Here is a 20,271-nt window from a genome sequence, read left to right as displayed (position 1 = left end):
TCACCGCCCTTCCGGTGCGGCCGGCGCGCGCGTCCGGCCGAGAAAGCGGTCACGGGTTTCGGCCCATACACGTAGGCATTCCGCGTCGTCGGCGGCCTGCTGGCCAAGCTGCTGGCACCGGCGCTGCCCTTCGCGCAGCGGGTCACGTTCGGGCTGGAGAAGACGCGGCGGCGATGCCGGCGCGTCTTCCTTGCGGGTCATTTCGATGGCTGTCGCCGTGATGGCGATGGCCACGAATACGATTGCGCCCAGCCGGGCCAGCATCTTGCCGTCCATGGCCGCGCCCTCAATTGCCGTTGTTGAACATTTGCGCGTTGCCGGGCTGGTAGCCGTTGCCGGGCGTGAGGAAGCGACGGCGCTGCTCGCGCCCCTGTTCGGCCGCCGCTGCGCGTTCGGCCTCGGTCAGCGCGCCCGCCCGGCCGTTGGCTGCGAGCAACGCAACAAGGTCGGAAAGCTGCTGCGACTGGAGGGCTAGAAGCTGGTTGCCGGCTTGCGTCGCCTGGAGCGCGCCGGTCGCGTTCTGGCTCTGGCCGACCAGCTCCGACATCTGCGTGCGGTTGCTGTCGATGTTGCCGACGACGCCGGCCTGAACGCGCATGGCGTCCTGCAAGCCGCCTACGGTGTTCTGCCAGCGCGTGCGAGCGTTGGCGACGAGCTGCTGATCCGTCGCCGACATCGACACGTTGCCGTATTGCTGCTGGAACGCCTGGTCGATGCGCTGCACGTCGAAGGCGATGTTCTGCGCCTGGCTCAAAAGCTGCTGCGTGCGCTGGACGTTCTGTTGAAGCTGCTGGAGCGACGAGAACGGCAGGCTCGCCAGATTGCGCGCCTGGTTCATCAACATGGTCGCCTCGTTCTGGAGCGAGGTGATCTGATGATTGATCTGCTCCAGCGTGCGCGCGGCCGTGAGGATGTTTTGCGCATAGTTCGACGGGTCGAAGACGATCCTTCCGAATTGCGCATGTGCCGGCGTTGCCAGCATGGACGAAACGGCCAGCGGGGCGGCGAGCATCGTTGCGGCCATGACGATGGCACGCGAGCGGAAAAGACGAATGGTCATGGTTGGGACTCCTTTTCGGTTTGGGGGATCAGCGTCGGGAAGTTCGGAAGAAGCTCGACGGCCCAGCCGACATCGCGGGTCGTGAGCCAAGCCGCGAGAAAGCCGTCGCGGCCGTGTTCGGCGACGATCTGCGCAATGAGCGTCTGATCGGATTTGGCGGATGCGGCGCAGAGCGCGAGGCCGATTTCGGACAGGCCCAGCTCGAACAGGCGATTGCCGCGCCGCGACTGGCAGTAGTAATCCCGCTTCGGCGTAGCGCGGGCGATCAACTCTATCTGGCGGTCATTGAGGCCGAAGCGCCGATAGATGGCGGTGATCTGCGGCTCGATGGCACGCTCGTTCGGCAAAAGCAGCCGCGTCGGGCAGCTCTCGATGATCGCAGGCGCAATGTTGCTGCCGTCGATGTCGGACAGGCTTTGCGTGGCGAAGATGACGCTGGCGTTCTTCTTGCGCAGCGTTTTAAGCCACTCGCGGAGCTGGCCGGCAAAGCCTTCATCGTCGAGCGCAAGCCAACCCTCGTCGATGATGAGCAGCGTCGGCCGCCCGTCCAACCTGTCGCCGATGCGGTGAAACAGGTAGGCCAGAACGGCGGGCGCGGCTCCCGTGCCGACAAGCCCCTCAATCTCGAACGCCTGCACGTCGGCCGAGCCGAGATGTTCGGCTTCGGCATCGAGCAGCCGGCCATAAGGACCGCCGACGCAATACGGCCGAAGGGCTTGTTTGAGGTCGTTGGATTGCAGCAGCACCGCGAGGCCGGTGATGGTGCGTTCCCCGATTGGCGCGGAGGCAAGCGAGGTCAGCGCCGTCCAGATATGTTCCTTCACCTCCGGCGTGATCGTCATGCCTTCGCGCATGAGGATGGCCACGATCCAGTCGGCCGCCCAGGCGCGTTCATAGGTGTCGTGAATGCGGGCGAGCGGCTGGAGCGATACGGAAGCGTCGGAACCTTCGGTCAGGCCGCCGCCCAGGTCGTGCCAGTCGCCGCCCATTGCGAGCGACGCGGCGCGGATGCTGCCGCCGAAATCGAAGGCGAAGACTTGGCTGCGGTCGTAGCGCCGGAACTGGAGCGCCATAAGTGCGAGCAAGACGGACTTACCCGCGCCTGTGGGGCCGACGACGAGCGTATGGCCGACATCGCCGACGTGAAGGGAAAACCGGAACGGGGTCGAGCCTTCGGTCTTTGCATAAAGCAGAGGGGGCGCACCGAAATGCTCGTCCCGTTCCGGCCCCGCCCACACCGCTGAAAGCGGGATCATGTGGGCGAGATTCAAAGTGCTGATGGGCGGCTGCCGGACGTTCGCGTAGGCGTGGCCGGGCAAGCTGCCGAGCCATGCGTCAACCGCGTTGACCGTCTCCACCATGGCGGTGAAGTCGCGGCCCTGGATGACCTTTTCGGCCAGCCGCAATTTCTCGTCGGCAATCCTGGGGTCCGCGTCCCATACGGTGATGGTGGCGGTGACGTAGGCCATGCCGGCGACATCTGCCCCAAGCTCCTGCAAGGCCATGTCGGCGTCGGCGGCCTTGTTGGCGGCGTCCGTATCGACGAGAACGGATGCCTCGTTGGTCATCACCTCTTTCAAGATCGCGGCGATGCTTTTGCGCTTCGCGAACCATTGCCGCCTGATCCTGGTGAGCAGCTTCGTCGCGTCGGTCTTGTCGAGCAGGACCGCGCGCGTGCTCCAGCGATACGGGAAGGCGAGCCGGTTCAAGTCGTCGAGCAGGCCGGGCGTTGTCGCGGTGGGAAAGCCGGTGACGGTCAGGACGCGGAGATGCTGGTCGCCAAGGCGCGGCTCCAGCCCGCCGGTCAACGGCTGGTCGGCGAGCAGCGCGTCGAGATAGATCGGCGTTTCGGGAACGCGGACGCGATGCCGGTTGGTCGAGACGGTGGAATGGAGGTAGGTCAGCGTTTCGCTGTCGTCGAGCCACCGGCAGGACGGCATGAAGCCGTCGAGCAATGCGAGCACGCGGTCGGTGCGGTCGATGAAACCGCGCAGCACTTCATAGGGATCGACGCCGGATTGCTCGCGGCCTTCATAGAGCCAGGTTTCGGCGCGGGCGGCTTCCTCGGCCGGGGGCATGTAGAGGAAGGTCAGGAAATAGCCCGACACGAAATGCGCGCCGGCTTCCTCGAAGGCGGCCTTGCGCTCGGCGTCGAGCAAGGCCGACGCCGGATCGGGAAACGTGCTGTCGGGATAGGTCGCGGCCTCGCTGCGCTGCGCCTCGACGAAAATCGCCCAGCCCGATCCGAGACGGCGGAAGGCGTTGTTGATGCGACCGGCGACGGCGACCAGCTCGGCCGCAACGGCGGAATCCAAATCGGGACCGCGAAACCTGGCCGTGCGCTGGAACGAGCCGTCCTTGTTCAAGACGACGCCAGAGCCGACCAGCGCGGCCCAGGGCAGAAAGTCGGCAAGGCGACTGGCGGTGCGGCGATATTCGGCGAGGTTCATCATGGCCACGCCCTCACGCTGCAAGGTTTGCGGGGATGCGCAGATGCCGCCGCCCCACCTCGACAAAGAGTGGGTCGCGCTTCGCCGCCCATACGGCCGCGAAATGGCCGATGGCCCATATGGCGAGGCCCACAAGCCAGAGGCGCAGGCCAAGGCCCACGGCCCCGGCGAGCGTGCCGTTCATGATGGCGATGGAGCGCGGTGCGCCGCCGAGCATGATGTGCTCGGTCAGCGCCCGATGGACCGGGACCGAAAATCCCGGCACCGCGTCGAGTTGTTCGAGGACGGCGGCCATCAAACGAGCGCCCCGCCGCCGAACGAGAAGAACGACAGGAAGAAGCTCGATGCCGCGAACGCGATGGACAGACCGAATACGATCTGGATCAGGCGACGGAAGCCGCCGCTGGTATCGCCGAACGCGAGGGTCAGGCCGGTTGCGATGATGATGATAACGGCCACCACCTTGGCAACCGGCCCTTCGATGGATTGAAGGACTTGTTGAAGCGGTTGCTCCCACGGCATTGACGAGCCGGACGCATGAGCGGCCGGGGCGAGGATGATGCTGATGGAAACAGCGGCGGTTGCGGTCGCCATGGTGCGGTAGCCGCGCGAAAGCGTGCGGATCATTTGGGTTCTCCTGTGCTGTTGGGGATTGCGGGGGTGATGCGGTAATCGCCGTCCGACCCCAGCCCTTCGACGCGGGCGAGTTCGGCCAGCCGGCGCGCGGAACCGCGCCCGGAAAGGACGGCAACAAGGTCGATGGTTTCCGCGATCAGGGCGCGCGGGACCGTGACGACAGCCTCTTGAATGAGCTGTTCAAGGCGACGGAGCGCGCCGATGCCGGTGCCGGCATGGATGGTGCCGATGCCGCCCGGATGGCCCGTGCCCCACGCTTTCAGGAGGTCGAGGGCTTCCGCGCCGCGCACCTCGCCGATGGGGATGCGGTCGGGGCGCAGGCGAAGCGAGGACCGCACAAGATCGGATTTCGTCCGCATGGCGACAAGGTTGGGCGCGGCGCATTGCAGCTCGCGCGTATCCTCGATGATGACGACGCGATCCGCGCCCTTCGCCACCTCGGCGAGCAGCGCGTTGGTCAGCGTGGTCTTGCCGGTGGAGGTGCCGCCCGCCACCAATACATTGGCGCGGGATGCGACCGCCTCGCGCAACGTCACGGCCTGGTCGGCGGACATGATGCCGGCCGCCACATAGTCGTCGAGGCTGAACACCGCGACGGCGGGCTTCCTGATCGCAAATGCCGGTGCAGCGACGACGGGCGGCAAAAGTCCCTCGAACCGCTCGCCGGTTTCGGGAAGCTCTGCCGAGACGCGCGGGGATCGCGCGTGAACCTCTGCGCCGACGTGGTGAGCGACAAGACGGACGATGCGTTCGCCATCGGCCGGCGACATCGTTTCGCCCGTGTCGGCCAGCCCTTCGGAAAGTCGGTCGATCCAGATTCGCCCGTCTGGATTCAGCATGACCTCAACCACGGCCGGGTCTTCCAGAAACCGGGCGATGGCCGCGCCGAGCGCGGTGCGCAACATGCGCGCGCCGCGCTGTATCGCTTCCGGCTTATGGTGTGTGGATGTCATATCGGCCCCGATTCCTGACGGGGCGCGACAGACCGTCCCCGCAACGGGGTCGATTAAAGGAGCCTGAAATCAGGCTGATTCAACAAGTATCGAAGAGGATGCGGTGATCGGCGGCTATCGGCGGCGAATAGGACGGGTTGGAAATTCAGGTTACGCTGCCATCGGCCTCGAACTGATCTTGCGATGGACTATCGGGAAGCGAATCGACATCGCGCGACAACTCTTTGAGGAACCTGTCGCCGGTCGCAAGACGCCGGCCGAGCGTCTGCATGAAACCCTCGAACCGTTCGGCACCTTTCGCGCGGGCGGCGGCCTGCGCGCTCTCCGGCAGCGGCGGCGTGGCGGAAAGCCAGATGTTGACGAACAGCGAGACGGTTTCGCCGAGCACGGCAAGATCCTCGTCGAGCGCGTGGATCTCGCGGCCGAGCTTGTCGAGGCGGCGCGACATGGCCGCCTCCAGCCGATCCGAACTGTCGCCGGACAGGAAGGAAGCGACGGCTGCCTCGACGATGGCGGATTTCGACACTTGGCGGCGCAGCGCCAGCGCCTCGACCTGGGCGAGCAAGTCCGGGGCGAAATAGACGTTCATGCGGGTTCGGGTGGTCATGGGCGTATCCTCAAAGCTCGATGCCGTCGCCGGGGTCCAGCGACGCTTGCCGCGCGACCATCCGCATACGCTGGCGCAGCGCGCGGGCTTTGGCGGCGTCAACGTCCGGTTCATCGTCCAGAATGTCGAACTCCTGTTCGGGCGGACGTGGCGGCGAGATGATTTCCTCATGCTCCGGCAATTCCGGCTCGCGGCGGATACCGGCATTGGCCGGATCGCCTTCGGTCCCGCCGGCCGTGGCCGGGGCCGCTGCTTTCGTCGCCGCGACGATGCGGCTCGACCAATCGTCGGATGACGGGTTCGCGGCGGCGGGATCGGCTGCCGGATCGGGCGGGGTCAGGATGCGTTCCATGAACCGCGCATCCTCGAAATAGCGAGCCTTGGTCGCGCGGATGGGCGGCGTGCCGGCGACCATCACGATTTCATCGGATGGCGGGAGCTGCATCACCTCGCCCGGCGTGAGCAGCGGCCGCGCTGTCTCCTGCCGTGACACCATGAGATGCCCCAGCCATGGCGCTAATCTGTGTCCTGCGTAGTTGGTAGAGTCGCGCAACTCGGTCGCGGTGCCAAGCGCATCGCTGATCCGTTTCGCGGTCCGCTCGTCGTTCGTGGCGAAGGCGACGCGGACGTGGCAATTATCCAATACGCTGTTGTTCGCCCCGTAAGCCTTTTCGATCTGATTGAGGCTCTGCGCGATCAGGAAGGATTTGAGGCCATATCCGGCCATGAAGGCGAGCGCGGATTCAAAGAAATCGAGCCGGCCGAGCGCAGGAAACTCGTCGAGCATCAACAGCAGTCGATGCCGCTTGCCGGACGTGTGCAATTCCTCCGTCAACCGCCTGCCGATCTGATTGAGGATCAGGCGAATGAGCGGCTTGGTGCGGTTGATGTCGGACGGCGGCACGACAAGGTAGAGGCTGACCGGCTTCCTGCTGCCGACAAGATCGGCAATGCGCCAGTCGCACCGCGCCGTGACGCGCGCCACGACGGGATCGCGATACAAACCCAGGAACGACATGGCGGTGGACAACACGCCGCTGCGCTCGTTCTCGCTCTTGTTCAACAGCTCGCGGGCCGATGACGCGATGACGGGATGAACGCCGGCTTCGCCCAGGTGCGGCGTGTCCATCATCGCGCGCAAGGTCGCCTCGACGGGGCGCTTCGGATCGGAAAGGAAGCTGGCGACGCCGGCCAGCGTCTTGTCGGGTTCGGCATAGAGGACGTGCAGGATTGCGCCGACAAGCAGGCTGTGGCTCGTCTTCTCCCAATGGTTTCTTCGATCCAAGCTCCCTTCGGGATCGACGAGAATATCCGCGATGTTCTGCACGTCGCGGACTTCCCATTCGCCCTGGCGCACCTCCAGTAGCGGGTTGTAGGCCGACGATCTGGCGTTCGTGGGATCGAACAGCAGAACGCGGCCGTGCTTCGCGCGGAAGCCGGCGGTCAGCGTCCAGTTCTCCCCTTTTATATCGTGGACGATGCAGCTTCCCGGCCAGGTTAGCAGCGTCGGCACCACGAGGCCGACGCCTTTGCCTGACCGCGTAGGTGCGAAGCAAAGCACATGCTCCGGCCCATCATGGCGCAGATAGTCGCGTTCGCGCCGGCCGAGCACGACGCCATCGGGGCCGAGCAATCCGGCCGTGCGGATTTCCTTGTCCTCGGCCCATCGTGCCGATCCATAGGTGGCGACGTTGCGCGCCTCCCGCGCCCGGATGATCGACATCATGATTGCGGCGGCGATGGCCATAAGCCCGCCCGACGCTGCGATGACGCCACCCTCGACGAAGATCGAAGGCGCATAGGCGTCGAAGGCATACCACCACCAGAACAGCGCGGGTGGGTAGTAGATCGGCCAGCCAGCCAGCTCGAACCATGGATTGCCGAGCTGCGCCTGAAAGCCGAGACGCCATGCGGTCCATTGCGTCGCCGCCCAAGTCATCACCAGAACGATGGTGAAGACGACGGCGATCTGACCCCAAAGGATTCGGCCTCCGCGCATACGGGCTCCAGTCGGAAAAAGAGACGGAGCCGATCAGAGAGTAGGCAATTATGGGACAGGCAACAGGAAAGGTAGAGCGGGAGGGCTGTCGGATACTATCGGCGGCAAATAGGACGGGTTGCGTCCACTCATTTATCTGCGCGGATGTCTGTCGCGGGAAGACCGTAACGAATCGCGGACGAGACTCAATCCGCCGGGATAGTTCGCCCCATTTCTCTTGCGAGGGTGAGCAAATTGCGAAGTGCCGCGCTACAGTTGAATGGCGACCAGACGGCCGAGAAAGGAACCGGCTCCGGTTCGTCCGCGACCGGAAGGAAAGTAACGTCGGAAGTTCGTAGCAGCGACGTAGCCGCGCCGACGATGGTGACGCCGAAGCCCTGTCCGACCATGGAAAGCAGCGTGCCGCGCTCGACATCGAAGCGTTGGATAGATGATGCCGGCCAGCGTCCGGCAAGGCGCAGCACGATATGGTCATGGACTTGTGGGCCGGTGCCGCCGTGCCGGGCAAGGAACGTCTCGCCCGCTAGATCGGCCCAGGTGACGGCGGCTTGCTTGGCGAGCCGATGCCTATCCGGCAGCGCGGCGACCAGCGGTTCGGTCCATATCCGCCGCGTGTGGCAGTCGGGTAGCTCGGGCGTGCCTGCCATGAATACGATGTCCAGACGGTCGGCGCGCAATTGCATAACCGCATCGCGTGCTGTGCCTTCCGTGATCTCGACTTCGATGCCGGGATAGTCTTCGCGATACTGTCCGATCAGTCCTGCGAGGAAGCTGCGAGGGATCAGGGCATGGACGCCGATGCGCAGGCGTCCGCACTCTCCTGACGCCGCCATGCCGGCGGTCTTCACGGCATGGTCGAGTTGATCGACGCCGGCCGCAACATGCTCGACGAACTGGCGACCGGCCTCTGTCAGCCGGACGCCTCGCGCATGGCGCTCGAACAGCAAAACGCCAAGGTCTTGCTCCAGCGTCTTCACGCGAGCACTGACGCTCGACAGGCTGACGCCGAGTGCGTTCGCAGCGTGCCGGAAGTTCAGATATTCGGCGACGGCGAGCGTTTGAATGAGGGACGCGAGGGGAATGCGTGAACCCAACGAGGTCGGCACTCCCCATTTGCGGTCGATCATGGGTGTTGAACGCCGCCGCCGCACCGTTTCACCTGTGCTCGGTCAATCGACGGCGACCGTCGCGCCGGATACCGGGAACATTGTGAATGTCTGACCGGAAAATCAGCGGCAGACCGATCATGAGACGGCGGCCTCCCATCCGCCCCCTAGTGCCTTGTAGAGAGCGACAACGGCCATCAGTTCACCGACGCGAGCATCAAGACTCGCACGCTCCGCAGCGCTGTATGCGGATTGCGCGTCCAGCAATATCGTTAGGTCGTCCTCGCCAGCCTGGTAGCGCTGGCGGGCAAGATCGACCGCAGCGGCCGCCTGCGTTGTCGCCCCCTCCGCTTTCCGGCGCATGATCTGTGCGGCGGCATATCGGTTAAGCGCCGTCTCACTGTCAGTAAGCGCGCCCGTTACGCTCCGCTCGTAGCGGATCATGGCTGCATCGGCTCGGGCATCCGCCGCCCGAATCTGCGCTCGGATGCGCCCCATGGAGAATATGGGCCAATGGAAGCTCGGCCCAACTTGCAATCGTGTGCTCGCCCCCGATGCCAGATCGCCCGCGCTCTGAGCTTGCTGACCAATCGACCCAATGAGCGATAGTCGCGGAAAGAGGTCAGCCGTGGCCACGCCAACGTCAGCGGTGAAAGCCGCCAATTCGCGCTCTGCCTGACGTATATCCGGGCGTCGCCTTAACAGTTCGGATGGAAGCCCAGCCGTAATCTGCGATGGAGCAACCGGAAGCGACCCAGGGCTCAACAACCGAAGTGAAGTGGCCCCCGGTGCTTGGCCAGTTAGCAAGGATAAGCGATAGGCTGCCGCGCGCGCGTCGGCCTCAATCCCATCAAGGCTTACGCTGGCTGCCCGAGCCTGTGTGTCGGCACGAGCAAAGTCGAAGCGCGACGCCTCGCCGGACCTAAACCGCCTTTCGACCAGGCTGGCGATGGCCTGCTGTGCGTTGGCGTCTGCGCGAGCAACCAACAGCCTAGTTTGGGAGCCGCGTAGATCGACGTAGCTTCGGACAACCTCTGCGATCACCTGTAAGATGACATTGCGCCGGGCTTCCTGCATTGCCTCTGCACGGGCGTCCGCCGCTTCGATGCTACGCCGTGTTCGGCCCCATAGGTCGATTTCCCACGACGCATCGAATCCGAAATCGAAAAGGGAAAATTGAGGATCGAACCCCGGAACATTGGCAACCGGCAATTGACCGTTTTCGCTGACGCGGTTCGCCGTGGCCGCGCCGGATAGTGCTGCATCTGGACCAGCGCGACCGCGTGCGGCGTCGCGTAGCGCCCGCGCTTCGCGTAGGCGCGCTTCCGCCTCCCGAACGTCGTGGTTGCTGGTTACAGCCAATTCCACAAGTTCAACGAGCTGTGAATCATTGAGCGAGCGCCACCAATCTTCATCAATCGGATGTGGATTGGCAGCGGAAATCCAGCCGGGCGCCACCGCCGGGCTGGATTCGACATAGCTTGGTCCGACCGTGCAGGCCGCAACGCTAAGAGAAGCTAGTAGTGCCGGGAACGGGGGATGACGCATGGGCTACTCCATCCGAGCGCGGAAAAGAATTGCCGAAACGGTCAGCGTGACGGACGCGATAGCCGCCAGCGGCCATGTGTTCGCGAGAATGACCGCCGCCGGCATGTCTTTCAGGAAGACGCCTTCGGAGACGACGAGGAAATGCCGACAGGGATTGGCGAAAGCGATCACCTGTAGCCAGCCGGGCATGTTATCGACTGGAGTGGCGAAGCCGGACAGCAGGATTAGCGGCACCGTCACCAGAAACATGCCGAGAAAGGCTTGTTGCTGGGTTTGCGACAACGTGGATACCAGCATTCCGACGCCGATCAGCGATACTACATAGAAGAACAGAGAGAAGTAGAACGACGCCACGGAGCCGGTAAGCGGCACTCCGAAGACCGTGGGGATAAGGATCACATAGAGCGTGGCATTGAAGAATCCGATCAGCAAAGGCGGTGCCATCTTGCCAATGAGGATTTCGTGGACCCTCAACGGCGAAACCATAAGCTGATCGAAGGTGCCTAGCTCCCGCTCGCGGGCAACGGATTGAGCCGTAATCGACAAGGTGCCGGTTGCGCCCAGGGTCACAAGCAACGCCGGCATCACGAACCAAAGGTATATCAGCGCGGGATTGAACCAGTTGGTGACGACGGTTCGGGTAGTGGACTGCCCTGGAGTTGCGGCGGGGCGCGCTTCGGCTGCGACCTGGCCAATGATCTGTTGCAGGTATGAGGAAACGATCTGCGATGCGTTCGAGCGTCGCCCGTCTAGGACGATCTGAACCTCGCCAATCTGCCCGCCCTCGATAGCCGCGCTGAATCGCGAATCGAAACTGAGAACGGCGATGACCTGCTGATTGTTGATTGCCTCCCGCATGTCGTCGGGCGAGGCGAGCGGCACCATGCGGCCGACGTTGGGGCTGCCTGCCACCCGCGAAACAATTTCATGGCTCCAGATGCCGGAATCGCGGTCGAGCACGCCAACGTCGAAGTTGCGCACTTCCAGCGTCGCCGCGAATCCGAACAGGACGAGTTGAAGTAACGGAGGCGCAATAAGGGTGATGCGAGCCCTGGGGTCGCGAAAGACCGCCCATAGCTCTTTCACGATGATCGCAGATAGTCGCGCGAAGCTGGCGGAACTCATCATGCGATCCTCCGGCGCGTCACTCGGAAGGCGAGGCCGAAGAACAGGAGGCCGAAACCCAGCATCGCCAGGATGCTGCGAACGAACATCGGCCAAAGATCGCCCACCACGAAAACGCTGGTCAGGGGCGGGATGAAGTAGCGGGCTGGAACCGCATAGGTCATCCCCTGAATGAATTTCGGCATCGAGCCGATCTCGAACAGAAATCCAGACAGCAGCAGGCCCGGCATAAATGCCGTTAGCAACGCAACCTGGCTGGCCACGAACTGATTCTTCGTCGCCGCCGAAATCAGCAAGCCTTGGCCCAATGCTGGCATGAGGAAGGCCGCGCCAACCGCATACAGCGCGAGGATCGACCCTCTAAAGGGCACGCCGAACAGGAAGACGGCGACGATGACGCAGAGCGTCATCGAACCGAGCCCGAGCACGAAATAGGGAATGATTTTCGTGGCCAGGAACTCGCCCATGCTGACGGGCGTAGCCATCAACGCTTCGAGCGTGCCGCGCTCCCATTCCCGCGCGACGACGAGCGCGGTCAGAAGCGTCCCGATCATCGTCATGACAATGCTGATCGAGCCGGGAATGAGAGCGAAGCGACTTTCGAGGCCCGGATTGAACCAGAAGCGGGGCAGCGGGGCGATTGCGGGAGCTAGTCGCACACCACGATCCAATGCACGGCCTTCCGCCCAGGTAGCCCGAACACCTTCGGCATAGGCGGCGACAAAGGATGCCGTGTTCGGCAGCGAGCCATCGGTAATCACCTGGATCGGCGCGTCGATCCCGGCTGCGACCCTCTGGCCGAAATCACTCGGAATGACCACGATGCCCCGGATATGCCCAGCGATCAGTTCATCCTTGAGCGAAGTCACGTCGCGCCGGGATTGAACCTGAAACCACCGGGATGATCGGTAGGCCCCCGCCAGGCTGGCCGCCGCTTCGCTGGAATCTTGAACCGCCAAGCCGATCCGCGTCCTCGCCGTATCGAGAGACACACCGTATCCAAACAGGAAAAGCAGGAGCAGCGGCAGCACAAAGGCAATCAGCATCGTCGAGGGGTCGCGGAGAATCTGTAGCGACTCCTTGACGAGCAGGGCCATGAAGCGTCGAGGATAGAAGCGGTCGTTCATGCGGCCTCCCGCTTTCGATCCGTTTCCTCGATCAGCGCAATAAAAGCGTCCTCCATCGTAAGGTCTGTGCCGCCACTGATTTCAGCCGCGCGGGTTTTGAGGTCTTCGGGCGTGCCTTGGGCGATTTCCTGCGCGCGATAGATCAGCGCTATGCGGTCGCAATATTCCGCTTCTTCCATAAAGTGGGTGGTGACGAGCACCGTCACGCCGCGTTGCACGAGGCCGTTGATGTGCAACCAGAACTCGCGGCGGGTGATAGGGTCCACGCCCGATGTCGGCTCATCCAAGAAAAGCACGGGCGGTTGATGGAGCACGGCGCAGGCAAGCGAGAGCCGTTGCTTGAAGCCTAGCGGCAATGTTCCGCTGTTCACCGGCAGATGACGTTCAAGCTGGAAAATGTCGATGACGCGCGCAACGGCCTCGGCCCGCTGGCGTCGGTTCAAGCCATAGGCTCCGGCGAAGAAGTCCAGATTTTGTTTGACGCTAAGATCGCCATACAAGGAAAATTTCTGCGCCATGTAGCCGAGAGACTGACGCGCCTCCGCGCTGGCGGTGCGAAGATCATGGCCGGCAACGCGGCCTTCGCCCGCTGTCGGCGTGAGAAGCCCGCAAAGCATCTTGAAGGTCGTGGATTTGCCCGCGCCGTTCGGCCCGAGAAGGCCGAATATCCGGCCTTGCGGCACGGAGAATGTGATGTCGCCTGCCGCCGTGAACGTCCCAAACACCTTGGTAAGCCCTCGCGCCTCGATGGCCGGCGCGTCGGACTTTTCGATGGGCTTGTAGCTCGCGGCGAGTTGGCTGACGCCTTTCGGTCCTCCACCAAGGATGTCAATGAACGCATCCTCAAATCGCGGCTGCACGGCTTCGATTCGGTCGCCCTGCGACATTCCGAATCGTTCTGTGGTCGGCGCAGCAGCGCCTTCGTCCATGAGGACGCGAACGGAAGCGCCCTGAATGGTGGCGTCCTTTACATCGTCGCGAAGGACAAGGCTGGCGAGTAAAGACCGCCGGCTTTCGGAAGGACCAAACAGACGATAGGTCCGACCTTCGACACGGGATGTCAGCCGCTTCGGCGGTCCACTGAACAGCAGCTTGCCTTCGTTCAGCAGGAATACCGTATCGCACTTCTCGGCTTCGTCGAGATAGGCGGTGGACCAGACGACGCCCATGCCCTCCGTCGTGAGCTGGCGGACCATCGCCCATAGTTCCCGCCTGGCCACGGGATCGACGCCAACGCCAGGCTCATCAAGCAGCAGCACGCGAGGGGGCCGCACCAGCGCGCAGGCCAGGCCCAGCTTTTGCTTCATGCCGCCCGATAGACGGCCAGCCAACCGGGGGCGGAATCGCTCAAGGTCCGTGAAAGACAGGAGTTGGGAAAAGCGCTCCGTGCGTTCTTTCCCTGGGGGTAAACCGCGAAGATCAGCGTAGAGCGAAAGGTTCTCGATAACCGACAGGTCTTCGTAGAGTCCGAAGCGTTGCGGCATGTAGCCTAGCGCCGACCTGTCGGCCGCGATGGCGGGCTCGCCAAGAAGGGTAACTTCCCCTTCATCCGGGTCGAGCAATCCGGCGAGCAAACGGATCAGGGTTGTCTTGCCCGCGCCATCGGGGCCGACCAAGCCCGTCATCACGCCGCCCATCACCTCCATGCTCACGGCATCAAGTGCCGGGGCTGCATTGGGCGCGAAGCGTTTGGTGACATCTACAGCGTGGGCGACTGCCTCTGTCATTTCACTGGCCCGCCCCTGGGTCCGGGCTCTGCTGGAGCCTCACGGTCACGGGCTGACCTTGACGGAGACGGTCATCGGGATCGGTGACGTTGATCCTCAAACGATAAACGAGGTCGGCGCGCAGTTGTTCGGTCTGAACCGTCCTCGGCGTAAATTCGGCGGTTGGTGAAATGAAGCCGATGACACCACGATAGACTTTGGGGTTGCCGTCAGTGGTTACGAACACGGTCATGCCGGGCGCAATCCGCCCAAGGTCGGGTTCGGCAACATAGGCGCGCACCCGGATCGGCCGATTGATGGTGAGCGTGAAGATAGTTGCGCCGGATTGGACGATGGCACCGGGCTCGGCCGCTCGCGTGAGGATCGTGCCAGCGTCCGGTGCTTTAAGCGTCGTGTCGGCCAGATTGGTTTTCACCCTATCGCGTTCTGCTATCGCCGCCGCGAGTTGCGCCTCCGCTGCCGCGATGTCTTCGACGCGAGAGCCGGCGCGAAGCAACGCCAATGCTTCCTCTGCCGCCCGAAGCTGCGCCTCGGCGGCGAGGTATTCAGCCTCGGCGGCCTCGAAAACCGATTGGGATACAGCGCCGGTCGCAACCAGCGCTCGGCGACGCTGGAAGGCTTCTCGTGTTCGCACCATGTCCGCCCTTCGGACGGCGACCGCAGCCTCCGCCTGGGCAATTTCCTGGGGTCGATTCCCGTTGCGCCGTTTTTCGAGTTCGGCGCGAGCGGTCGCAACCTGCGCTTCCGCACCCGCCAGCGCGTCAATGAATGGCTGTTGGTCAAGCTGGGCCAGAGTTGCCCCAGCCTCGACCGAAGCACCTTCATCAATCGGCATTTCGGCGATACGACCCGCAACGCGAAACCCGAGATTCACCTGACGAATATCGACATTCCCATAGAGGATCAGCCCCTCGTTGGGCTTGTCCAAGAAGCCGAAGCCGCGAGTGTAGTATCCCGCCGCTGCGACGCCCGCGATGATGACTGCCAGGATGATGATGCGGCGGGGCACTATGCGCCCCCCACATTCGAGGAGGCAGGCGCAATGGACGCGACAAGTTCGACCACCAAAGCCTCAACAGCCGCGAGGCCCTTGTCGTCTATCGTCTCCCAATTGAGCGCGGCGAGGACCGAAGCGCGCCCCATCCTGAACATGAGGACGCTTCCAACCAATGCGAGGGTTCTGAGGCGCACATGCTCGGAAGCAGAGTCTTCGTCGAGCAAGGTTCCAATTAGATGGTCACATATATTGAGCAGCGGTCCCATCAAGTCGTCGTAGAGGCAACGAAAGGCCGTAGTCGGCTGCATCTGCTCGCGGATAATGAAGCGCGCCCAAGGCTCGGAACGGCTGCTCACGAATAGCGCCGCCATCCGCTGAATGATCTCGGTCAGCAGGCGGCGTGCCTCATCCGTTCCAAGTGGCGTTCCCGAGCGCGCTTCTTCGACACGGGCAAAGACGAGGCTTCGCAGCGGGGCGATATGATCCTTGATGCCATCCCCGATGGAGGTGGCCGCAGCGAGGTAAAGGCCGTCCTTGTTTCCGAAGTAGTAGGCAATTGCCTGCTGGTTTGCCCCGGCCTTCTCGCAAAGCATCCGGGTCGTCGCGCCGTCGAAGCCGACACGCCCGAAAACATCCACGGCTGCGATAAGCAGCTTCTCGCGAGTTTGATCGCCGCGCTCGATCTTTCGTCCCGACATGACGCCCGTGCTCCATCCTTCATCTTGGGAACCGAAAGCCGTCCGCTCGCTTGCGGTGCGTGCCGGCCCCTGTCCCATGGTCAGCTTTAACGTGGATCAGCGACTAAATCAATCACATGATTTAGTTACTATTTGGTGTCCGGCACCAGCATTGCCAGCGCCTCGGTTGGACAGCGCTACAGCCCCAAACCCTTCTGCCGGCCCAATTGCCACGACACCGAACCGCCCTGCACGACGCCCGCGACTTCACGGCCGAGCTGGCGGTCGATGACAGGTCGCCATGGGACAAGGGTGAACTCGTGCGCTTTCTCGACGATGGCGAACTTGCCGCTGGTTAGCTGCACGGTGCCAGTGAACTTGCCGCTGACGGTTTCGCCATCGGCGACGGCGCGGAACGGCAGCGACTTGTTCGCCGCCATCGCCGTGCCGAAGCTGGCAACCTCGCGCTCGCGCAGCGTCGCGAGAAGATTGCGCCGATAGAAGATTCGGCCGTCCCGGCTGCGCGTGGCGTCACCATGCTCGACGTGATGCTCGCGGCGCTGGTCCATCGCCTCGCGCACCTGCTGGCCGAAGCCGGCCGATGCAAGGTCGGTTGCGTCGGGCGTAACCAAGCGCCGGTCGAGCCAGGTCGCGCCGTCCGCGCCGATCTGCTTTTCAAGGTCGAGCACCGAAAGGACGCGAACGCTGGCCTGCCGGTTGCGGCCGGCGTCGTAGGCGGCGGCGCGGCTCTCGAAATCTTCGGGGATGCGCCATTGGTCGGCGTCGATCCGCTCGACGATGCCGGCGCGGCGCAATGCCTCCAGCCGGCGCACATGAGCATCAACATAACCTTCATAATCGCCGCCCGGAACGCGCCCCTCGAACTTGGCCTGCTCCAGATGCCGGCTCGGCCGGTAGATGCCGTCCTCGGCGATGGCGGCAATGCTTCGGTCGGACGGACGGCTTGCCGTTTCGGCCGGGCCGATCTCGACGACGCTGCCTATCCGCGCGTCCTCGACGCGGGCCGGGTCGATGCCGGCGACATGGTGGGTCCGGCCGTCGATCCCGTCCACCACGACGGTCAGGTTCTCGCCCAGCTCGTCGGACAGATACTTATCGACGACGCGGCCGACGATGGGCTTTTCGGGCGGCCCGTCATGGATTTGGAAGGTCAGCGGGTCGCGCTCCAGGCCATCGGCCTTCAACGCCTTGTGCATGTTGCGGATGATGTCGCCGCGCTCGCCCATCTCGCGCAAGGTCGGCTCCATGCGCTCGCTCAATTCCCAAACGCCCGGCGCGTGCTCGGTCGCCAACCCCATCTTGTCCAGCTTGGCGAGACGGCGCAGGCGAAGCGCCCGGTTGAACTGGCGGCGCGGCTCGGCCGGCTCTTGGCGAAGGTCGAGGAACCTATCGTCGGCTTCCTCGACCATAGCCCGGTCGATGCGTGTGAAACGGTCCTGGTCGATCTCGGCCGACAGCTTGCGGGTCTGCTCGATCTCGGTGACGGGGCCAAGCTCCAGCGTGGTCAATTCGCTCGCCCGCTCGCGGATGCCGTTGGCGAGATAGTCGCCGTTGATGACAAGGTTCTCGCCCAGGTCATCCTTGCCGCGCACGATGACATGCACATGGGGATGGCCGGTGTTGTGGTGATTGACCGCAACCCAATCGAGTTTCGTGCCAAGGTCGGCTTCCATCTGGCGCATGAGGTCGCGGGTATAGGCTGTCAGGTCCGACAGGTCCGCGCCGTCCTCCGGCGAGACGATGAATCTGAATTGGTGGCGATCCTCCTGGCCGCGCTCAAGGAAGGCAGCGCCATCGGCGCGGTCCTCGGTCGCCGAATAGAGCTGCCCGCGCTCGCCGTCGCGCGATGTGCCGTCGCGCTGGATGTAGCGCAGATGGGCGGCCGCCCTTCCGTTCCTGCCCGCCTCCTTGACGTAGCGGGTCTTGACGACGACGCGGCGCATTCCGGGCGCGCTGTGACGCCAGCCGCCCGACAGGGTGCGAGCGCGCACGAAGGCCGCGCCGCGTCCACGCCGGACGCCCGGTCCTCCAGTCGAGCGCGCTCCCTTGCCGCCCTTGGCGGTCGGGGTCTTGCCTGGGCGCGGCGACGATCTGGATGACGTGGTGCTGTGCTGTCGAGCGATCTTCTTCGCCTGGGTTAGAAAGCTCTTGGTCTTGCCGCCCTTCGGCGCGTCGGATCGGATGCGGCCGGGCTTCGGGCGGAAGCGGTTTTCGTCGTCGGCGCTCACGTCCGCGCCTCCGGCCAAAACCCAAGAAAATCGGGCGTTCGGCGGTCATGGTGCCGGTCGAAATCCAGCAAAGCCAAGGCTTTGCGCAATATCGCGGCACGCGGGATCAAAAAGCATGGTGCCGCTCGCGGACCACCTAACCAGTGTGCAGACAACAACAATTTCAGAAATCCGGCCGACCTAGTGCCGGTTTCCTTTATCTTGCCCTCCGCTCTTTCGCCCTTCTCTGCCTCTCCGGCCCTCATGGTTCTGCTCCATCCGCTGCCTGATCCTGCACACCGATGGGTGCAGCGACCCGCGCCGCCGGCTCGTCCGGCAATGCGAATTTGAGACGCCATGTGCGCCACGCTTCGGCGACCGCGCCGCTGCCTGGAAACAGGTCGTCGAGCGTGTCGTCGGGGCGCGCGGCGACCATCTCGAACGCCCAATGGCAGACCGCTTCGGGCTTCGCGCCAGTGAGGCCGCGACGCAGGGTGATGCTCTCCTGAATCCAATCCCGCATCACCAGGCGCTTGCTGACGACGGGCTTTCGCGCCGCCTTCACGATGACCGGCTCCCACGCAAACGCGACGGGAATATTGCGCTTGAACGCGGCGAATCCCTTCACCCAGGCCATCCACCGCGCGCCCGTCCGCTCGACAAATGGGGCGAGCGTCGCAATGGAACGGGGCGTCGCGGCGGCGTGCAAAATCCAGCCGTCATAGTTGCGATCCAGCCGCTCTATCAGGCGCGCATGATCGACTTCGCCCGCATAGTCGGGATGGTCGCGGTAGAGGTGTGCGCAGCCGATATAAGGCGGGTCGGCATAGGCGATCTTCATCGGCGATCCGGCCCCGAAACGGCAGCGAACAGGTCGCCGGGTTGTGTCTCGGATGACGGCGCGACCGTCGATTGGCTGTCGTTCGGGCGCAGCACAAAGAGCGGTGCGTCGCGCCAGTCGGGCGGCGGTGGCGGTGCCGATGACGGCGCTTCAGATGCAGCCGCGCCGCCGAAGATCGGCGCGAGCGCGGCGACATAGGCGCGGGTTTCGGCCGGCAGCGGACGGCCGGTCGAACGGTGCTCGTCGTAGCGGCCGGGGCCGGCGTTGTAGGCCGCGAGCATCGCGCCGACATTGCCGTAGCGATCCCACATTTCGCGCAGATAGGCCGTGCCTGCGAGGATGTTGTCGCGGGGCTGATAGGGATCGCGGCCGAGCCGGTGACGGGCACGCAGGCCCGCCCAAGTGTCGGGCATAACCTGCATCAATCCCATCGCGCCGGCCGACGAAATCGCGCGCACGTCGCCCGCGCTCTCGGCGCGCAACACGGCGCGAATCCAGTGCTCGGGGATGCCGAACCGCTGCGACGCCTCGGTGATGTGCGCGGCATAGGGATCGACGGCAACCGGGCGCACGACCGACGCGGATTGCGCGACCGCGACGCCCGATCCGGCGCAGACTGATAGTGCGCCGGCCAGCAACAGGACGGCATAGCGCCATGGCTTCCTGTCGCCGCTATGACGCCAGCCTGCCAGCGTGCTCGCTACGGTAAAGGGTGCGCGCAAAGCGCCGGCCGGTGGCCGCCCTTGACCTTCGCTGCGCGCGCCGGCCGTCTTGTCGCCGAGCGGGACGAAGGGATGCGAGTGCGTTCCCGCGAACAAAGGGATGATCGGAACGCGCACCAATTAGCTCCGATCCTCGCGCGCCTTCGGCCGCTTCCACGCGAGCCGAAAGGTGTGTGCCTCGTCGTCGGTCTGGAACAGCGCCGGGCGAAACAGCGCAGGGAAAAGCGGGCTGTCGATCTCCAGGGCGATGTAGTCCCCCGCGCGTTCGCCGACACGTTTCCACGCCCCGCCGATCTCGGGGCCGTCCTCGTCGTCGAGGTGGATGCGATAGGCCGGCGTGTTCTCGCCGTCGCCCGGCTCGATGGCGACGAGCGCGATTGCCTCGTCAATGCCGAACAGCCGGACGCGGCCGGCGTAACCGTTGGCGGTGGGTTCAAAGATATTGGCGGGCATTGTCAGTCTCCTTGT

The 20,271-nt window shown here is 64.1% G+C and carries 19 protein-coding genes; all 19 read right to left on the bottom strand.

The genetic code is table 11. The features are described from left to right. The 19 genes from trbK-alt to ET21_RS0115030 all read right to left on the bottom strand — a co-directional run bounded on the left by trbK-alt (window position 1) and on the right by ET21_RS0115030 (window position 20,256). Entirely contained in the window at window positions 1-276 is a 276-nt protein-coding gene (gene trbK-alt / locus ET21_RS0115125) for a putative entry exclusion protein TrbK-alt (protein ID WP_003052351.1), read from the bottom strand. A 10-nt stretch (window positions 277-286) separates the two neighbouring features. Next, complete coding sequence (gene trbJ / locus ET21_RS0115120) at window positions 287-1,060, bottom strand: P-type conjugative transfer protein TrbJ (RefSeq protein WP_030540339.1); 774 nt, start codon at window positions 1,058-1,060, stop codon at window positions 287-289. Continuing rightward, complete coding sequence (gene trbE / locus ET21_RS0115115; protein ID WP_030540338.1) at window positions 1,057-3,513, bottom strand: conjugal transfer protein TrbE; 2,457 nt, start codon at window positions 3,511-3,513, stop codon at window positions 1,057-1,059. The genes trbJ and trbE overlap by 4 nt, the downstream gene beginning before the upstream one ends. Window positions 3,514-3,523: 10 nt before the next feature. Further along, window positions 3,524-3,805: a VirB3 family type IV secretion system protein gene (locus ET21_RS0115110; protein ID WP_003052343.1), complete on the bottom strand. Its 282-nt coding sequence runs from the start codon at window positions 3,803-3,805 to the stop codon at window positions 3,524-3,526. Then, window positions 3,805-4,137, bottom strand: coding sequence for a TrbC/VirB2 family protein (locus ET21_RS0115105; RefSeq protein WP_030540337.1), 333 nt, complete (start codon window positions 4,135-4,137; stop codon window positions 3,805-3,807). The genes ET21_RS0115110 and ET21_RS0115105 overlap by 1 nt, the downstream gene beginning before the upstream one ends. Continuing rightward, window positions 4,134-5,099 carry a P-type conjugative transfer ATPase TrbB gene (trbB, locus tag ET21_RS0115100; RefSeq protein ID WP_030540336.1) on the bottom strand — a complete coding sequence of 322 codons (966 nt, stop codon included), beginning with the start codon at window positions 5,097-5,099 and terminating at the stop codon, window positions 4,134-4,136. The genes ET21_RS0115105 and trbB overlap by 4 nt, the downstream gene beginning before the upstream one ends. 145 nt (window positions 5,100-5,244) lie before the next feature. Then, window positions 5,245-5,706, bottom strand: coding sequence for a CopG family transcriptional regulator (locus ET21_RS0115095; protein WP_003052333.1), 462 nt, complete (start codon window positions 5,704-5,706; stop codon window positions 5,245-5,247). A 10-nt stretch (window positions 5,707-5,716) separates the two neighbouring features. Then, the gene (locus ET21_RS0115090; RefSeq protein ID WP_030540335.1) at window positions 5,717-7,705 is read right to left on the bottom strand and encodes a conjugal transfer protein TraG; all 1,989 of its coding nucleotides are present in this window, start codon (window positions 7,703-7,705) and stop codon (window positions 5,717-5,719) included. A 185-nt stretch (window positions 7,706-7,890) separates the two neighbouring features. After that, window positions 7,891-8,832 (bottom strand): LysR family transcriptional regulator, encoded by a 942-nt coding sequence (locus ET21_RS0115085; protein ID WP_030540334.1) that lies wholly within the window; start codon window positions 8,830-8,832, stop codon window positions 7,891-7,893. 117 nt (window positions 8,833-8,949) lie between these two features. Continuing rightward, window positions 8,950-10,359: an efflux transporter outer membrane subunit gene (locus ET21_RS0115080; protein WP_030540333.1), complete on the bottom strand. Its 1,410-nt coding sequence runs from the start codon at window positions 10,357-10,359 to the stop codon at window positions 8,950-8,952. Between the two features lie 3 nt (window positions 10,360-10,362). Further along, entirely contained in the window at window positions 10,363-11,487 is a 1,125-nt protein-coding gene (locus tag ET21_RS0115075) for an ABC transporter permease (protein ID WP_030540332.1), read from the bottom strand. After that, complete coding sequence (locus tag ET21_RS0115070) at window positions 11,484-12,611, bottom strand: ABC transporter permease (protein ID WP_030540331.1); 1,128 nt, start codon at window positions 12,609-12,611, stop codon at window positions 11,484-11,486. The genes ET21_RS0115075 and ET21_RS0115070 overlap by 4 nt, the downstream gene beginning before the upstream one ends. After that, window positions 12,608-14,338: an ATP-binding cassette domain-containing protein gene (locus ET21_RS0115065; RefSeq protein ID WP_030540330.1), complete on the bottom strand. Its 1,731-nt coding sequence runs from the start codon at window positions 14,336-14,338 to the stop codon at window positions 12,608-12,610. The genes ET21_RS0115070 and ET21_RS0115065 overlap by 4 nt, the downstream gene beginning before the upstream one ends. A gap of 1 nt (window position 14,339) precedes the next feature. After that, window positions 14,340-15,347, bottom strand: a complete 1,008-nt coding sequence (hlyD, locus tag ET21_RS0115060; protein WP_030540329.1) for a secretion protein HlyD — start codon at window positions 15,345-15,347, stop codon at window positions 14,340-14,342. Then, entirely contained in the window at window positions 15,347-16,033 is a 687-nt protein-coding gene (locus ET21_RS0115055; RefSeq protein ID WP_030540328.1) for a CerR family C-terminal domain-containing protein, read from the bottom strand. Before ET21_RS0115055 ends, hlyD begins: the two co-directional genes overlap by 1 nt. A gap of 176 nt (window positions 16,034-16,209) precedes the next feature. Continuing rightward, window positions 16,210-17,331 carry a DUF3363 domain-containing protein gene (locus tag ET21_RS28550; protein WP_237751579.1) on the bottom strand — a complete coding sequence of 374 codons (1,122 nt, stop codon included), beginning with the start codon at window positions 17,329-17,331 and terminating at the stop codon, window positions 16,210-16,212. A 1,171-nt stretch (window positions 17,332-18,502) separates the two neighbouring features. Beyond that, window positions 18,503-19,081, bottom strand: a complete 579-nt coding sequence (locus ET21_RS0115040; RefSeq protein ID WP_030540325.1) for a hypothetical protein — start codon at window positions 19,079-19,081, stop codon at window positions 18,503-18,505. Further along, on the bottom strand, window positions 19,078-19,920 hold the full coding sequence (locus ET21_RS0115035) for a lytic transglycosylase domain-containing protein (protein ID WP_237751576.1): 843 nt from the start codon (window positions 19,918-19,920) through the stop codon (window positions 19,078-19,080). The genes ET21_RS0115040 and ET21_RS0115035 overlap by 4 nt, the downstream gene beginning before the upstream one ends. Before the next feature lie 3 nt (window positions 19,921-19,923). Beyond that, window positions 19,924-20,256 carry a DUF736 domain-containing protein gene (locus ET21_RS0115030; protein ID WP_030540323.1) on the bottom strand — a complete coding sequence of 111 codons (333 nt, stop codon included), beginning with the start codon at window positions 20,254-20,256 and terminating at the stop codon, window positions 19,924-19,926. Window positions 20,257-20,271 lie beyond the last annotated feature (15 nt).

It is taken from the genome of Sphingobium sp. DC-2 (genome assembly GCF_000722555.1).
GTDB lineage: Bacteria > Pseudomonadota > Alphaproteobacteria > Sphingomonadales > Sphingomonadaceae > Sphingobium > Sphingobium quisquiliarum.
Note: the sequence above shows the minus strand (reverse complement) of the source record. Positions and strands in the feature narration are given on the sequence as shown.

What these genes read in the sequence shown, in the direction of transcription:
- ET21_RS0115110 (WP_003052343.1), bottom strand. Translation starts at nt 3,805, where the DNA reads ATGGCCGCCGTCCTCGAACAACTCGACGCGGTGCCGGGATTTTCGGTC.
- ET21_RS0115040 (WP_030540325.1), bottom strand. Translation starts at nt 19,081, where the DNA reads ATGAAGATCGCCTATGCCGACCCGCCTTATATCGGCTGCGCACACCTC.
- ET21_RS0115055 (WP_030540328.1), bottom strand. Translation starts at nt 16,033, where the DNA reads ATGTCGGGACGAAAGATCGAGCGCGGCGATCAAACTCGCGAGAAGCTG.
- ET21_RS0115080 (WP_030540333.1), bottom strand. Translation starts at nt 10,359, where the DNA reads ATGCGTCATCCCCCGTTCCCGGCACTACTAGCTTCTCTTAGCGTTGCG.
- ET21_RS0115030 (WP_030540323.1), bottom strand. Translation starts at nt 20,256, where the DNA reads ATGCCCGCCAATATCTTTGAACCCACCGCCAACGGTTACGCCGGCCGC.
- ET21_RS0115095 (WP_003052333.1), bottom strand. Translation starts at nt 5,706, where the DNA reads ATGACCACCCGAACCCGCATGAACGTCTATTTCGCCCCGGACTTGCTC.
- ET21_RS0115090 (WP_030540335.1), bottom strand. Translation starts at nt 7,705, where the DNA reads ATGCGCGGAGGCCGAATCCTTTGGGGTCAGATCGCCGTCGTCTTCACC.
- trbE (WP_030540338.1), bottom strand. Translation starts at nt 3,513, where the DNA reads ATGATGAACCTCGCCGAATATCGCCGCACCGCCAGTCGCCTTGCCGAC.
- ET21_RS0115105 (WP_030540337.1), bottom strand. Translation starts at nt 4,137, where the DNA reads ATGATCCGCACGCTTTCGCGCGGCTACCGCACCATGGCGACCGCAACC.
- trbB (WP_030540336.1), bottom strand. Translation starts at nt 5,099, where the DNA reads ATGACATCCACACACCATAAGCCGGAAGCGATACAGCGCGGCGCGCGC.
- ET21_RS0115065 (WP_030540330.1), bottom strand. Translation starts at nt 14,338, where the DNA reads ATGACAGAGGCAGTCGCCCACGCTGTAGATGTCACCAAACGCTTCGCG.
- ET21_RS0115070 (WP_030540331.1), bottom strand. Translation starts at nt 12,611, where the DNA reads ATGAACGACCGCTTCTATCCTCGACGCTTCATGGCCCTGCTCGTCAAG.
- trbK-alt (WP_003052351.1), bottom strand. Translation starts at nt 276, where the DNA reads ATGGACGGCAAGATGCTGGCCCGGCTGGGCGCAATCGTATTCGTGGCC.
- ET21_RS0115085 (WP_030540334.1), bottom strand. Translation starts at nt 8,832, where the DNA reads ATGATCGACCGCAAATGGGGAGTGCCGACCTCGTTGGGTTCACGCATT.
- ET21_RS28550 (WP_237751579.1), bottom strand. Translation starts at nt 17,331, where the DNA reads ATGGGGTTGGCGACCGAGCACGCGCCGGGCGTTTGGGAATTGAGCGAG.
- ET21_RS0115075 (WP_030540332.1), bottom strand. Translation starts at nt 11,487, where the DNA reads ATGATGAGTTCCGCCAGCTTCGCGCGACTATCTGCGATCATCGTGAAA.
- trbJ (WP_030540339.1), bottom strand. Translation starts at nt 1,060, where the DNA reads ATGACCATTCGTCTTTTCCGCTCGCGTGCCATCGTCATGGCCGCAACG.